Genomic DNA, 15,331 nt, shown 5'->3' with positions numbered 1-15,331 from the left:
AGAACAGATGGCAATGCTAGAAATGAAAGTACCAAGCCCAGGAGAATCGATTTCAGAAGTTGAGATCGCTGAGTGGCTTGTTGCAGATGGAGATTACGTTGAAAAAGATCAGACTATTGCAGAAGTTGATTCTGACAAAGCGACTTTAGAATTACCAGCTGAAGCGGCAGGGATAATCACCCTAAAGGCTGAAGAAGGTGAAACTGTTGCTGTTGGACAAGTAGTATGTTTAATTGATACTTCTGCTGAAGCTCCTGCAAAAAAGGAAACTCCAAATGAAGATAAAAAAGAAGCGCCTGCGAAAGAGGTAAAAGAAGACAAAAAAGAAGAGAAGAAAGAGGAAAAGAAAGAAACACCTGTTGCAGAGTCGAAAGATTCTTACGCTAAAGGAACTTCTTCTCCTGCTGCTTCAAAAATAATGAAGGAGAACAATGTTTCTTCTAAACAAGTTTCTGGAACTGGAAAAGATGGTCGCATAACTAAACAAGATGTTGTTGATGCAATGGCTGCTGGTTTTGATGCTGAATCTACTTCTGGTTGGGGTGGAACGCGTAACAAGACACCACAGAAAATGTCAATGTTGCGTCGTAAGGTTGCAGAGCGTTTAGTAGCTGTAAAAAGCGAAACAGCAATGTTAACGACTTTCAACGAGGTGGACATGAAGCCAATCATGGACTTGAGAACGAAATACAAAAAAGCATTTGCTGATCACCATGAAGTGAATTTAGGGTTTATGTCTTTCTTTACTAAGGCGGTAACGGAAGCGTTAAACTTATTCCCATCTGTGAATGCACAAATCGACGGTAAAGACATGATCTTGCACGATTATGCAGATATCGGAATTGCAGTTTCTTCTCCAAAAGGATTAATGGTTCCTGTTGTGCGTAACGCAGAGCAAATGACTTTAGCTGAAATAGAAGCTGAAATCAAAAGATTAGCAATTAAAGCACGTGACGGTAAAATCACTCCAGACGAAATGACTGGTGGTACATTTACAATCACCAACGGAGGTGTATTTGGTTCGATGATGTCGACACCAATTATCAACCCACCACAATCTGCGATTCTTGGAATGCACAACATTATTGAGCGTCCAGTTGCAATTGATGGAAAAGTTGAAATTCGTCCAATGATGTATTTAGCACTTTCTTATGACCATAGAATTATCGATGGTAAGGAATCTGTAAGTTTCTTGGTGAAAGTTAAAGAGATGTTGGAGAATCCGGAGAGAATGATATTTGGAGGGAAAGATCCATACGAAATTTTGTTGGGATTATAATTTCCGTTATCGGCGTTGCTAGATGTTTTTTAAACTGACATTGACAAAAGTCAACTTACAGTTGTAAAGAAACAACTAGCGCCTTGCTAACAAAAATTCTACTCCACAAAATCAGGATTTAGAATATATTTAATGAAAAGGAATGCCAAAAGGCGTTCCTTTTTTTTTTGGGTATTGGTTTGAGATGAAATGGGTTTGACTAATTTTGGATGTGGTTTATGTGGTATGGATTCTTTTGTGGGATTAAAAATTGTAAACGTTAGAACCGTGATTCTATTTGGGTTAAATATGTTGTTTGTTGTGATTAAAAATTTTTCAACGCGATAACGGTTTTGTTTATCGTGGAAATCGTTTTGTTCATTGTGGAAACCGTTTTGTTGGTAATGTAGAGACGCACGGCCGTGCGTCTCTACATTACCAACAAAACCGAATTAATATATCCAAACGGTTATAATTTGAAACCGATTCAATTTATTTTCAACAAAAAAAAGTAACCAAATAAGAGTTTTTAATTATAATGAACAACCAATTTTAGCAAGGCTCATTTATGAAACATAACATTTTTATTTTCTCCTTATTTCTCATATATCAAACTTCGTTTGCCCAAGATTACACACGTTATTATCAACTAATAGATTCCGCTAAATACTTTATCGCCAATGAAGATTATGTTAAGGGTGATTACTATTATCAAGAAGGACTTAATTCATACAGTGGTTTTCCAAATGACTATGATAAAGCAATCTTAAACAATTACGTACTCCATAATAAATTGAATTTCTATTTAATAAAATCAGGATTCAGCAATGGCCTATTGTATAGAGATTTAAAATATTCATTAGAACAATATAATGTTCCTTATTCGAAAAGAAAATTAAAGAAAATCTACAGAAAAAATAAGCTAAAAAAGAAAAAAAGTGCTTTACCTGTTCATTTCGCTATGATAAGAGATCAACGCTCACGATCTAAAAAGAACGGGGATATCTCTAAAGCAGATAGTATTACAGGAGTAAAACTTAAAAAATGGATGGTCAAGAAACCTCATCTCTTTAATCGATTTGAAACTAACTACTACAGTTCTGAAATGATTGGTATTTTGATGATTCATTCCGGATGGAAAAACCTAGAATCAGTTCAGGATAAAATTTACAGCTTAACAAAAAAAGGTTTAATTCACCGAGATGTTTTTGGAAGCATAATAGAAAGAAGTGCATTGTATGATGGATATATTTTTACCATTGATTCTGTAAATCAAAAAATCGCTGCACGACAAAATCTAGAATCTAGACTGTGCAATGACACTTATTATTCCAATATTTTCGTTGGCTATGGTGGCCTGAGAGATTCAGAAAGACAAGCGACTATTTTGCCGCCAATTCATCATTTATTTTCGGAAGAGGAAATTAACAAGCTTAGAAATCATCTTTTCTTTAGTGATGTGAGTTTGCTGTATGGAAATCCTAGATATTTGAAGGTTTCAACTGAGGAGTATTGTGATTTTATGGAGAAGCTTGGGAGATAGATTTTGTTATTGGTGTTGAAAATCAGAACATTAAAAATTAAAAGAATATTTCAAATGTCCGCTATTTTCGGACAGTTCGCATTTATAGTAAAAAAAATTCCATAGAAAAAAATCATTTCTGACTCTAATTGTAAAAGGGTAAACTGAATATTTTTTGTGGGATTCGTTTTTTTTTAGCGTTTAGAACCGTTATTAAATTTCGTTGGACTGGTCTATTTTTAATCATGGAATCGTTTCCCCGTATTGTAGAGACACACTGCTGTGCGTCTCTACAATGCGGGGAAATGGAATTCGAATTCCAATAAAATCACAACCATTTTTTAGTGAAAATATAATATCCAGTACAATTTGAAACGCACCTCCATTTGTAAAACAATAATTTTTAAATCTCCAAAATCCAGTAACTAAATCCCATAACTCACTTATATTAGAGAACTCGTTTATTTGTAACCCAACTATGAAATCAAGCAAAATATTCTTTCTCAGTTTTCTATTTCAAATTACATTCCTTAATTCACTTTTTGGACAAGATATTATTGGGAAAGTTTATTCAACGAATGGCGAACCTGTGCCGTTTGCTATGGTACAATTACAAAACGAAAAACAACGGACTCGTACCAACTTAAATGGAGAATTCAAGATTAGAATTTCGGATAAATCAATTAATGAAGTCATTATTATTTCTTTAATTGGCTATGAAACTTATAGAAAATCAATAAATTCTAAGTCTCTGACAAAACCGTTAAAAATAGTTTTAACTGAAAAAGTTACCGAGTTTGAAGAAGTAACTGTTCAAGCGTTGAAAAATTATGAAGCAGAGGAAATAGTAAAAATGGCGATTAAAAATATCGACAAGAATTATCAAAGAGAGAGCACTTTTATGAAAGGATTCTATCGTGAAATCATGAAAGAAGACAAAGAATGGATCTTAATGAATGAGGCAATTTTTGAAATGAATTACGCGAAATATCCTCAAAACTATATTGCTAGAAAAGGCATGAGGTTTTACTATGATAAAGATTATTTACCTTGGAATCTTAGAAAGATGTCAGTATTTAAACATTTGGTCTATTTCCCTAGTTACATACATCCAAAGAAGGACGAAGTAAAAATCGTATCAACTAGGAGTTCCTTAGATAAAAGTAAATATGAAAAATTTATCTCTCCTGTTGGTGCCCACTTCGACCTTATTGCTCTAGACAAAGTAAAATACAAAAGAGATTTTCTAGACCCTAAATTAATCCAAGAATACACTTATATTAACTACGGTCAAATAATGATTGATGGTAAAAGATGCTATGTTATAAAGTTTCATCCTAAGAGTGATGAAGAAATAAGATACAATTCAAATTATGGTGATGAAACTAATTCGGCATATTACGTTGGTACTGTCTTCATTTCAGGTGGAAACTTTACTGTTTTAAATTTTGAATATGAATTTGTAGAAAAGATAGATTACTCGAGATACTCCGGTTTTTCACCTTTAATGGGCCCACCAAAAGATATTCGAGTGAAAGTTAAATATACTGAATTTGAAGAAAAGTACATTTTAGATTTCGTTGAAACATATCAAGCCAGGGAGCATTCCTACTATGACAACTTGAAGGAAATAAGCGAATATGAATGTCATAGATATTTGAAGCTGGATAATTTCGCTCACATAAAAAAAGATTTCCCTGAAGACAGTTTGAGTTACTTAACCAAGTCTTTTCATATTTATCAGTTTTCACCAACTTATAATCCAGAACAATGGAGAAATATTGAGCTGTCATCAACTTATATTCCGCTAGCAAAAGACATAAAAATTGAATTTGAAAAAACGGTTTCTTTAGAAGAACAATATAATTTGGTAAATCAAACGATTCAGGATTTTGAAAAACCAATTGCTAAAATTGAAACTTCTTTTAAAATCATGCACAAGGATACGCTTTGGGATAATTACAGCTGGTTAGAGAATAAATCTGACTCGCTAGTGGAAAACTATATTGAATTAGAAAACAAGTATTCGGAGAGTGTTCTCAATAAAATTGACAAGAAATACAATCGACGTTATAATTATATAAACAATACTTTATACAATGAAATTTATGAAGATTCAACGATAGTTCAACAAGAGAATAAAAAGGATTACTTCGAAAATAACGGGGTTGAATACAGGTTCTTCACAGATTACGATTTGGGTTTATTAATGATGAAGAAAACCGGATATCTGAAAGAAGATACTTTGCTAAACGTAGCCAAATTAGCAGAAGGAAAAACCAACTTTGTGCTTGAAGATATTAAATTTAGCAACAAAGAATTATTGGGTGTAGCCTATTCCGAAAAAGGAGGTTATTCACAAGCTACTCAAATTTTCGATGCCAAAGGACAAGAAACATTAGCGAAAATTGATTCCACAGATGGCTTTTATTGGTTTAGTGACTCAACCATAATTTATGCAAAGCAAAACGACCGATTAAGAAGTTATCAAATTCGCATTCGAAACATAAATTCTGGAATTGATTCATTGATTTATCAAGAAGACAATCATTGGTATATCTTACAAATTTCGGAAGATAAATCAGCACAAAGCATTATCGTTGAATCGTTTGGCTTATCTGATAATAAAATTCAAATTCTATCGAAACAAAGGGCTTTTCCAACTCCAAAATTGATTAGAGAATCAATTGAAGGTCAATACGTAAATTTCGTTACTGATAATAACGGTGAATCTTATGTGATTCTCAATCTTCCAAATGGAGCAAGTGAAATCTATGAAAATAATACAGCTAAAAAATCTAAACCAATTTATACCACAAAGCGGAACATTGGAGATGCCGAACTCACCAAAAACTTCCTGATTTTTACTGAATATTGGTTGAATAAATATTCAATTACAGCAATTAATAAAACTACAAAAGAAGTTAGTCATTACTTTATGAATGATTCAATTCAACAAGTTGGAATTTCTGAAACGATTTATGAAGAGGACATAATTAAAACAATTATAACGTCTCCCCTTCTGCCATTCAAAGAGTATGAAGTTGATTTGGCTAACAAAAGTTTAAAATTATTGCATCATGTTGTTTTTAGAAGTGAAACTCCACAACTGGAAATGTTTAAAGTAAAAGCTGAAGATGGAACAGAAATCACTTTGATGGTTTTATCAAATCCAACCGTTCATAAAGACAGCATCAAGGGAATTATTTTGAAATCTTATGGAGCTTATGGCTACCCAACAGAACCAAGTATTGACGACTTTGATCAGACTTTTGCAAAAATGGGATATGTTGTGGCTTTCGCTTATGTGAGAGGTGGCGGAGAATTGGGCTATCCTTGGCACAAGCAAGGAAAAGAACTGCAAAAAAGAAATACTTTTACAGATTATGTGGCTTGCGCTGAGTTTCTAAAATCGAAATACAATGCAGAGAGAAATCAAATGATAGGAATTGGTGCCAGCGCGGGAGGTTTAATCATGGGATTTGTAGCAAATAATCATCCAGAACTCTTCGGGACGCTAATTTTTGACCGACCATTTTTAGATCCACTAATTATGATGAGTGATGCTTCAAATGTTTTAACAGAAGTAGAATATAATGAATGGGGAAATCCTGCAGAAATAGAAGCGTACAAAAACATCAAGTCTTATTCTCCTTATCAGAATATCGGAAAACAAAACTATCCAAACATGCTGTTTTTAGGAGGTTTTCATGATGATCAAATTCCATATTGGCAAATCGTAAAAAGCGCAGCTGCATATCGTGAGAACAATTCATCTAATTCAATAATTCTAATGAATTTAGAAATGAATTCTGGCCACAAAGGTGGTTCAATGATGGATGAAATTAGAAAGCAGCAGAATATTGTGCGGTTTATAATGAATGAGTTTTGAAGGCACTGAGGATTGGGGAGTTATAAATAGTCTAGCAAAACCCGAAAAACACCTATTCCTAAAATCACAAAAAAACCAAACCCACCAAACAACAGTCAATTATATAAATAAATTAGCAAAATATTTACTTCAAAACAGACAAATCATAATTATGAAATATAACCTCATCGCTTTACTCGTCATAGTTCTAACTGCCACTTCCTGCGCACCAATCAGAAAGAATCATGCTAAAAGACTTAATACTGAAAACAGAACTGATGTAAAGTCAAAATACAACGACGATAACATCATTCTTATTACTGGAAAAGAATTTTCATACAAGGTTGTTCAGAAAGACAAGGACAGAACGCTCAATTTCGATTTAGCTTTAAAAGTGATTCCAGGAAACTACAGTTTCGGAACGAAAATAAAATACAAACACTATTATAGTGAAGCATTTTTAACGGAAGAAGAGAAGAAGCTTTTTGTCGATACAGTTAAATTCTACAAATGGGACATAACGAGTGCTCATGAAAACACAGCTGAATTCCATTTACATCCACCACGATCTTACACCCTTACAAAATTAGAAATAGCACCATTTCCAGAAATTAATTTACCCGTTATAAAAGGGTATAAATGGAGTACAATAAACAATATTGTTGCTGGATATGGCGAGCACAATATGAATGAGGTATTCAGAGAACTTATTATTGAGGATGTTATTTACAATGCTGATTCGTCTTTTGTAGCTAAAATCAGCGGAAGTTCTAATTGGGGAAAAGAAATCAGCGAGAATAAGATTTGTAATGTAGAGTTTGAGTTTAATTCAAAGTTAGGGTTTACCAAAATGGCATATTTTTTTACTGATGAAACTTCTGTTGTTTTGATGATGGAGAAATAGAGGGTAGAATAAAAATTAAAAATATAAATGACAAAATTCATAATCGGGTTAGGATTTATCCTGACAATATTTACTGCTTTTTCGCAAAATTTCAAATACTTCGAAACCAAGCGAGATTACATTTATAATGCTTTGTATATTGACAGTATTGGAGATACGATTACGAATGAAACATTGATAATTAGGATTCCTGATAAAAGATGGATTTTTCAACCTTGGAAACAAAAATCTTTGATTTATATATACGAAACTGATATAAAAGGATATAAAAACTACATTGATCCAAATGCCATTTATCAGGAAATGAATGAAGATTATTTTAAAAAGCATGGAGAATTTCGGTTAGTCCAAAAATCAACATCTGGCGGTTTGGTAAGTAAACGAAATGGGTATTTTTATATGCATCCACCTAGACAGAATCAGTATAGCATGTTATTTAATGCAGCTCACCCGATATTTGTTTATTCTGCATTAGAAAATAAAAATGATACGCTATCTGTTACCAACCAAAAGGTTTATGGGAAAGGATATTTCAAACAGGAATACATATATGAAAGTATTGGAAATGATAAATTTTTAGGAGACTCAATAACTATTTATCAAGTTAAAGTTTCATCCGATTTAATTTCAAAAAAGAAGTATGTTTTAGAAGAGGTTGATTTTTACTCTTCAACCCTTGAAGCACTTTTCTGCATGGAATACGGTTTTATTAAAATGCATTATAAATTTAAAAGCGGAGTTCGAATAGAATTTGACTTGGTTGAGGTGGTGGAAAATGACTAAAACATATTATCTTGTTCAATATTAAAATAATACTTATGAGATTGTTACTTGCGATTTTCCTCATTTCCAGTTCTATTGGCCTTAGTCAAAATGATTGTAATTACACGGAAAGAGAAGTGATTTCTTTATTTAAACACATTAATAAAACAGACGCTTCAAACATTGACCAACCAGAAATCAGAGAAAAAGATTTTCATAAAAATTTCGATACGATAATTAAAGTAATGAATTGTGCCGATTTCGAAATAGAGAAAGGGAATTATTCCAAAAGACAGAAAAGAAATATTGAGATTGCAATTGGACGAACTTTGATTCATATTTTTCAGAATGCTCCAGAAAGAATTTTAAATGACTCTTTTATTGCCTTGATTAAATCACAATTAGAAAGCGCTAACTTGAAAAAATCCACTTTAATAATTGCCTTATCTGTTTATAGATACGACTACAAAGATGACTTTGAAGATTTAGAACTCTACTTCATGAAGGCACTAAAAGAATGGGATATTCATATAGATGAACTTGCTTATTCGTAAAAACTTAAAAAGGATAGAACTCTTAAGTTCTATCCTCTTAAAATCAATAATAAAACCCTCTATTTATAGAAGTTATATATGTCTTTATGTTTTTCAAACAACCTTTCTTCTCTTTCAAGAATAAAAACCATAACATCAATAGAATGATTTACATCCCTAAGTTCAGTACGTTTCAAGCTCGTATCTGAAACTCCCTCCATAAATGCCTTTATATCTTTTAAGATATTATTGGCCTCATCGAATCTACTCGTAGCAATTGCAGTGAAAAAGATGTTTATGTTCATTCCTATCTCAAACAAATCTTGAACATCTTCCGTTAGTGCATTAATGTACTTCTCGTCTCTATATTTTTCAAGCATCATATAAGCTTGGTCCATCATTAAGAAAACTTTTTCATCGTGAAAATTGGTTACAACCTCATCTTTATAATTCTGCTTCATTATTTTAATCGCTTCATTAACAAGACTGGCAGCCTCGTTAATTTCTTCGTAGGCTTTTTCCTTGGTTTTCACTTCAAAAACATCAATTCTTTTGAGATACCATCCTTGCGAAATTGTCCCCCTAAGTTTGTTTTTTACTCCACCATTAATTAATATGTACAAAGTCTTTTTAGCAAATTGCGGGGATTGTCTTTTACCCGAATTATGCTTTTTAATCACATTGCTGGTTTTTTTAATATTGACATCCTTCGTGGGTGAGTTATAAATAAATTGATCTAAGCCTTTCAAAGCTAAGCCCGCATTACTAAAATGTATTTTTTCGCTATAATCTTTAGGAAATACAGATTTGCCTAAAATCGTTAGCGTTGTATCATAGATCACTCCTTTATCGCCTTTAGCATCAATTATTGAAATTGCGTATTTATCTTTATGCTCTATGGTATAGCCAAAACGTTTAGTTGCATTATCTCCACCTGAAGAATACTCTTTTTTAGTGAGCTTCTCAATACGTGTATCTAGTCTAGTTATATTGATATGAAAATCTCCGTCAGAAACGACATGAGTTAGATTTTCGAGATAGTACATTGAGAAAGGCACATCACGCTTTTCCCCAATATTTGTTCTTGTGGTGTACTCTTTTCCATCTACGTCTTTCAAAGTCACAGAATAATCCTCGTACTCTGAATATTCAGGATACACAGGTAAGTAACTATATTGGAAAAGTCCATTTGAGCTTTTTACTTTCAGCTTTACAGAGTTCGGAGTTAGGTCTTGAGCAAAGGCAAATAATCCTATACTCAGCATCATTACAGATGCAATAATTGTTTTATTCATAAGAAATCGGTTTTTTAGTGACTTCAAAAATAAGAACTTATCCGAAAAAATTACCTAATTTCATTTTAAATCCTAATCCCCTCTTGCGTGAAGGATAGCAACGGCATCCTTTTTATTGCCACGAGTAAAAACTCGCGGTAATAAAAAGATACAGTGGATAGCCTGACGCTGTTTATTCTTTCCAAATTCATTGGGGAAAGAATAAACAGGGGCACGCCCTAAATATTATGATGAATTCTAAAAAGAAAACTTCATACTTCGTTCATCCAGAATGGCGAAACTAATTTTAAATGTACTTCTCGGTTTGATTTGATTTCCGTCTGAGAATGCAGCATAAACTCCGATTCTCAATCTTCTTCGGGAAAATTTGAATACGCGTTCTAATCCACCAAACATTTCATAATGTGTCCATTTGTGTTCTGGAACCCAAAGATAACCTCCTCCAACAACGGTTGAGATTCTTGTTTTCTTCATGAATGGAATTTTGTTGATCAATGCACCATTAAAGTGATGAATATAATGCGATTCAAAATACCAATCCATAGTGGGTAAAGTAGAGTCTAAATCTTGATAAGAATACATCGGATTGGAGAACCAAATAGGATCTGCTCGGCGGTGATATTTCATGTCTTCCGGACGCAGAATTTTTTGATTCAAGAATTTCCCTGAGGTAATGTGATATTTTGAAGTTCCTAAAGTTAAAACTTTGAAAGTTTGCATTAATCCAAAACGGATATAATCATGATTGACTTCGCTTCCTATTAAACTTGGAACACCTTTCTCATAATAGGCATAAATTGTTGGCCATTTCGAACCCAAAATCACTTTTCGGTTGGGTTCTCTCATGTACTTTTGAAATGGAGTATAACGCAGTGTAAAATCAGCAATTAACGCATTATAGGCATTGAACTTTGGTGGTTCAGTATTCTCTAATGCTTTGTCGAACCATCGAATAAATTTAGTATCATCTGGTAAAGGACGGCGATTTATATAGGTGAAATTCGATTCTAAATACAATCCATTGAAAATTTCGAAATCATGATATAATGTAGTCGAAGTACGTTCTATAAAGTTATCACGGAGAAATACTTGCGTTATGGCATCAAAAGAGCGAATTAAATCATAATTGTGCGTGAAATTAATTCCGATTCGTGATTGTTTGAACGGATTGTATAGATATTTGATGTTGGCATATCCTTTAACGTCACCATTCAAAAGCCCAACATCTGCACGCATATATACATCCACTGTTTTCTCATTATCCCACTTTTTAAAGAAATCAAAATCTGGCCCTACTCTTGGTCCTGCAATATAAATTGGTCTTACCATTGCAGCCACAGAACTAATTGTCCATTGCGTTTTCTTTACTCTATTTCTATGATCAATTCCAAACCAAGCCACTTTCCAAAAGGTCACTTTATTGAAAACCGAATCGACAGAATCTAAGTAAGTAGATTTAGAAAATAAGTTTTCAATACTGTCTCTTTGCTGAATAAATTTTTGCTCTTCTAATGTTAAGGGCGTTAATCGTGTGCTTGACCAATAACTAGAATCTCTTTCGTAGGCCTGTTGGGTTGTTACAGCCAATTCATTTCCAAAGAATCCTTTTTCAAAATCTGGTTTAAAATCGTAGTTTTTATAATTGACAACTGTACTTCCTACAAATTTTTCTTTTCGATATTCTACATTGTAATTCATGTATTGGTTTTTCAATACACACATTGTATCTCCTAAAATTTCAAAATCTTGGACAATGGAAAAATTATCATAGATATAGAGATTTCCTTTAACAATGGTGAAGTCAATTTTCTCAACCAACCACGTGCTGTCTTGGATATAGATAAATCCTTCTAATGTAGAAATAGAACTACTTCGGGATGAAATTTGAATTTTATTCAGGGTTGGTAAAGATTCTCGTTCAATTTTCTCAACGAGTTGATATTTATAGGACAAGATTCCAGCGGTAGAGATAGGAGATTGGATTGGCGACTTACTTAAATCATCGAGGTATAAAGTGTTTTGAAAGAAATTAAAATTTGACTTGGCTGTGGTGGTAAAATACAGATTTCTATCATTTCCTCTCTTTTCATAACCTGTTCTAATTTCCTTAATTTTATTGGGAGGAGCATAACTTCTTTGCATCTCAACTTCTACCATATTAAGGTTATTGAGTTGCTGCATTTTCTTCCTTTTCATTTCTTCGACATCATCGAATCGGGCATCTTCTTCTTGTTTTTCTTGATCTTTTTCGCTGGTGTCTTCTCCTTTCGAAGTGAGTGTTCTTTCATCTTTCGCTCGAATATAAACATCACTTGTGTAAGGAAATTGATTGTAATCGAATTGGTTTTTCTTTTCAACTGTTCGCAACACTATATCGCGACCAACATTCCTTCTTTTCACAGAAAAATCATATTCTTCGAGATCTTTTATTTTTATTGGAAAAAGCTGAATGTTTTGAATGTTTTCAGTCTCACGAACAATCATGTAATGTTCCCTGGTTTCATAGCCCAAAGCTGAAAAAACCATGTAATACTCTCCCACTTCAAGGCGCATTAGATAATTCCCCTCAATATCTGCCCTGGTGCGTAAATCAGCATTGTTCTTCACATAGACATCGGCATACGGAATTCCAAGATTACTTTCATCAAGTACTTTTCCTTTTAAAACATATTGTCCAAAGGCATTGCTTCCAAAAAGGAAACACGCAGTAAGAACAAAGTATTGGAGGAATTTAAACATGAAGTTTATTCATAGTATTGAATGAAAGTAAGTAAGCAAAGATTATTTATACAAATACTTGTCAAATATAAGTGGAATTGAATGAAGCAACAAAAGAAAAAGGCTTAAAGGAATAAACGACAATTAAAAAGACAGTTATACGGATAATCGGTATGAATTAGTCTTTGTCCTAATTTTGGTTCTAAAGAAAAACTATTTCCCCCTAAATAAAAGCACCAATAAAGGTCTGAAACCAAAACATTATATTTTTGCCTTAAGACTCCCTACTCACACTCACTACTGATTAATTCTCCCTTTGTGCCAACCATCGCAATGAAAATCGTGAGAGTAGTACATTCCAAACCTCCACGAATTCATAATTTTCAATTCGTAATTATCTCTTTCCTTTGTTTTTCTCATTCAAAAACTGCTGGTGTTTCTCCATTCTTTTCATCATATAACGACGAACGAAGTACAAAAGAATTGCGAAAAAACCAAAAATATAGTAGGAAGACCATCTTTCAAATCCATCTCTGAATCCTAAAAATGTTACAGCAATAATGGTTACAACACCAACAACCAACCAAAACATCTGCATTACTTTATTGTACGTTCCCATCTTCTAATCTTTAATAAATATTTTTGCCGTTGGCTTATAAAATTGTGCGGTATCGAATAAAGGTGTTGTCCACGCACCAATTCCTGTTAAAATCATATCTGGTGAAGTAATCACAACAGGTTTTTTGGTATGAATAGAATCTCCTTTTTTATTAAAGTACAACACTTCAGTTTCTAATATTTTCTGTTGTTCTAAGTTAACCAGTTTCACACTGTCACGAACAGTAATGTTTCCGGTTTCATCATCAATTTCACCAAATAAAGAAGTTAATACAGAACCAATTGTTCCATCATCTTTGTAGAAATTCACTTTCAAACCATCTTTAAACTTTCTAACGTTTTGTGGAGCAGCATAAGTTTCAGCAATAGTGGCGAAAATTTCAATTTGTGCATATCCTGAATCTGTAATAATAACGTGCAACATTTCAGCTGTTTCGTCAGGATTCTCTGGATGTGTGGTAATCTTCTTCACCTTATCCAAATCGTTTACACATGAAAAAAAGATTCCCGTCATGAAGATCATGACAGGAATCAAAATTATATTGCGCGTTATGTTGCTCAATGTTTTAGTATGTTTTTATTGTAAAGGTTCTGTTCCCCCAACAGCTTAACTCTACAGTTTCGCCTTCTGCTTTATCTTCGTTAAAGATATCACTTTTAGAAGGACATTTGCTTTTCATAGCAGCAATTAAAGCTCCGTTTCCAGACTTCTCTGCTAATTCAACAGCGTAGTAATAATTCGCTTTACGATCGAAAGTAGAAACTCCACAATCATTTGAAGTTGCACTCACACTTTGAGCAGCTATTTCATATCCTTTTCCTGAGTTTTTCCCAGTAATTGCTAAACCTGCAGTATAAGCAGAATTATAATTGTTAGTACGGAAATACGCACTTGCTATTTCAAATTCAATATCACTTTTCTGATTTGCATTTTCAGCCATACCTAAAGCATTTCTAAATGTAGTTATTGCTCCACTTGTATTTCCTTGGCTAATTTGCAATTTCGCTTTTGCTAAAACTGCATCAACTGAAGGATCAATTGCAATGATCGTATCTACTAACTGTGCGTAAACTTTACTTTTTGTACATTCTTGCTTTTCAAGTAAGGCCATAAAGTTCTTTACTGTAGATTTCTTTGCTTCAATTTCTTGTGGCAATTCTTTCATAAAGCTAGTAATCTCAGGTAAGATAGACTCACAATCAGTGACTGCTCTATTCATGTAAACAGAAACGAAATCAATTATTTCAGCACCCATTTCACCTTTGTTTGCGTAATCAGACAATTTGAAATACTCAGTAATAATTCTCTTCTTATACTTCGCTTTCTCTTTTTCGTCTTGCTCTTGTACCCAAAGGTTATAAAGGTTTACATAATATTGTTGTAAAAATCCTTTGTTTACTTTTTCAGCTTCATGGTGAATTCCTATTTGGTAAGCAGCATCAGCTTTCTTCATGTTTCCTGGTGTACCTTGCATCATATAGTAATACCCAAGATAAGCTTGCCAGTCTTTTTGCATCCCGTGCGTTTCTTGTGCTGACTCATAAACCATGATTAAAGTATCTAAATACGCAGCTTTCGTTGTATCGTTAGTTGCATCATTCATAGATTTTTGAACAGAATAAATAAAAGGGTTGTAGAAAATCATTTCTAAAGTACCACATTCTTTCTGCGCTCTAACGTATGATCTTGTTACTTTCTCGTATTCCTTTGCTTTGTATGCATTCCCAGCAATTGCTTTGTATCTTGTACACTCGTCCGGCTCATTACCTCCTTCTTGTGCATAGTTAACAAGCCCAAAACTCAAAGTAAACAGAGCTCCTAAAATTAATTTTCCTATTTTCATTTTTAT

General features: G+C 33.2%; 11 protein-coding genes. 6 read left to right on the top strand and 5 right to left on the bottom strand.

What is annotated here, in order from left to right:
• The first annotated feature begins 7 nt into the window (after positions 1–7).
• The 6 genes from odhB (at position 8) to ERX46_RS13870 (ending at position 8,871) form a co-directional block, all read left to right on the top strand.
• Positions 8–1,279, top strand: coding sequence for a 2-oxoglutarate dehydrogenase complex dihydrolipoyllysine-residue succinyltransferase (gene odhB / locus ERX46_RS13895; RefSeq protein WP_130094481.1), 1,272 nt, complete (start codon positions 8–10; stop codon positions 1,277–1,279).
• A gap of 547 nt (positions 1,280–1,826) precedes the next feature.
• A complete protein-coding gene (locus ERX46_RS13890; protein ID WP_130094480.1) occupies positions 1,827–2,801 on the top strand; it encodes a hypothetical protein in 975 nt (324 codons plus the stop codon).
• A 457-nt stretch (positions 2,802–3,258) separates the two neighbouring features.
• Positions 3,259–6,672 (top strand): prolyl oligopeptidase family serine peptidase, encoded by a 3,414-nt coding sequence (locus ERX46_RS13885; RefSeq protein ID WP_130094479.1) that lies wholly within the window; start codon positions 3,259–3,261, stop codon positions 6,670–6,672.
• A 151-nt stretch (positions 6,673–6,823) separates the two neighbouring features.
• Positions 6,824–7,555, top strand: coding sequence for a hypothetical protein (locus tag ERX46_RS13880; protein WP_130094478.1), 732 nt, complete (start codon positions 6,824–6,826; stop codon positions 7,553–7,555).
• Between the two features lie 27 nt (positions 7,556–7,582).
• Positions 7,583–8,338 carry a hypothetical protein gene (locus ERX46_RS13875; protein WP_130094477.1) on the top strand — a complete coding sequence of 252 codons (756 nt, stop codon included), beginning with the start codon at positions 7,583–7,585 and terminating at the stop codon, positions 8,336–8,338.
• Between the two features lie 35 nt (positions 8,339–8,373).
• Entirely contained in the window at positions 8,374–8,871 is a 498-nt protein-coding gene (locus ERX46_RS13870; protein ID WP_130094476.1) for a hypothetical protein, read from the top strand.
• 59 nt (positions 8,872–8,930) lie between these two features.
• Here ERX46_RS13870 and ERX46_RS13865 read toward each other — a convergent pair whose 3' ends face one another.
• The 5 genes from ERX46_RS13865 to ERX46_RS13845 all read right to left on the bottom strand — a co-directional run bounded on the left by ERX46_RS13865 (position 8,931) and on the right by ERX46_RS13845 (position 15,325).
• Positions 8,931–10,145 carry a hypothetical protein gene (locus tag ERX46_RS13865; RefSeq protein ID WP_130094475.1) on the bottom strand — a complete coding sequence of 405 codons (1,215 nt, stop codon included), beginning with the start codon at positions 10,143–10,145 and terminating at the stop codon, positions 8,931–8,933.
• Positions 10,146–10,382: 237 nt separating this feature from the next.
• Positions 10,383–12,884, bottom strand: a complete 2,502-nt coding sequence (locus ERX46_RS13860) for a DUF5686 family protein (RefSeq protein ID WP_130094474.1) — start codon at positions 12,882–12,884, stop codon at positions 10,383–10,385.
• Positions 12,885–13,257: 373 nt separating this feature from the next.
• Positions 13,258–13,482: a hypothetical protein gene (locus tag ERX46_RS13855; RefSeq protein WP_130094473.1), complete on the bottom strand. Its 225-nt coding sequence runs from the start codon at positions 13,480–13,482 to the stop codon at positions 13,258–13,260.
• A gap of 3 nt (positions 13,483–13,485) precedes the next feature.
• Entirely contained in the window at positions 13,486–14,043 is a 558-nt protein-coding gene (gene lptC, locus ERX46_RS13850) for an LPS export ABC transporter periplasmic protein LptC (RefSeq protein WP_130094472.1), read from the bottom strand.
• Positions 14,044–14,047: 4 nt separating this feature from the next.
• A complete protein-coding gene (locus ERX46_RS13845) occupies positions 14,048–15,325 on the bottom strand; it encodes a hypothetical protein (RefSeq protein WP_130094471.1) in 1,278 nt (425 codons plus the stop codon).
• Positions 15,326–15,331 lie beyond the last annotated feature (6 nt).

This window comes from Brumimicrobium glaciale, from assembly GCF_004152935.1.
GTDB lineage: Bacteria > Bacteroidota > Bacteroidia > Flavobacteriales_D > Crocinitomicaceae > Brumimicrobium > Brumimicrobium glaciale.
Note: the sequence above shows the minus strand (reverse complement) of the source record. Positions and strands in the feature narration are given on the sequence as shown.

Bases quoted from the DNA above. Each gene is read 5' to 3' on its own strand.
- odhB (WP_130094481.1), top strand. From the start codon at position 8: ATGGCAATGCTAGAAATGAAAGTACCAAGCCCAGGAGAATCGATTTCA.
- ERX46_RS13890 (WP_130094480.1), top strand. From the start codon at position 1,827: ATGAAACATAACATTTTTATTTTCTCCTTATTTCTCATATATCAAACT.
- ERX46_RS13885 (WP_130094479.1), top strand. From the start codon at position 3,259: ATGAAATCAAGCAAAATATTCTTTCTCAGTTTTCTATTTCAAATTACA.
- ERX46_RS13880 (WP_130094478.1), top strand. From the start codon at position 6,824: ATGAAATATAACCTCATCGCTTTACTCGTCATAGTTCTAACTGCCACT.
- ERX46_RS13875 (WP_130094477.1), top strand. From the start codon at position 7,583: ATGACAAAATTCATAATCGGGTTAGGATTTATCCTGACAATATTTACT.
- ERX46_RS13870 (WP_130094476.1), top strand. From the start codon at position 8,374: ATGAGATTGTTACTTGCGATTTTCCTCATTTCCAGTTCTATTGGCCTT.
- ERX46_RS13865 (WP_130094475.1), bottom strand. From the start codon at position 10,145: ATGAATAAAACAATTATTGCATCTGTAATGATGCTGAGTATAGGATTA.
- ERX46_RS13860 (WP_130094474.1), bottom strand. From the start codon at position 12,884: ATGTTTAAATTCCTCCAATACTTTGTTCTTACTGCGTGTTTCCTTTTT.
- ERX46_RS13855 (WP_130094473.1), bottom strand. From the start codon at position 13,482: ATGGGAACGTACAATAAAGTAATGCAGATGTTTTGGTTGGTTGTTGGT.
- ERX46_RS13845 (WP_130094471.1), bottom strand. From the start codon at position 15,325: ATGAAAATAGGAAAATTAATTTTAGGAGCTCTGTTTACTTTGAGTTTT.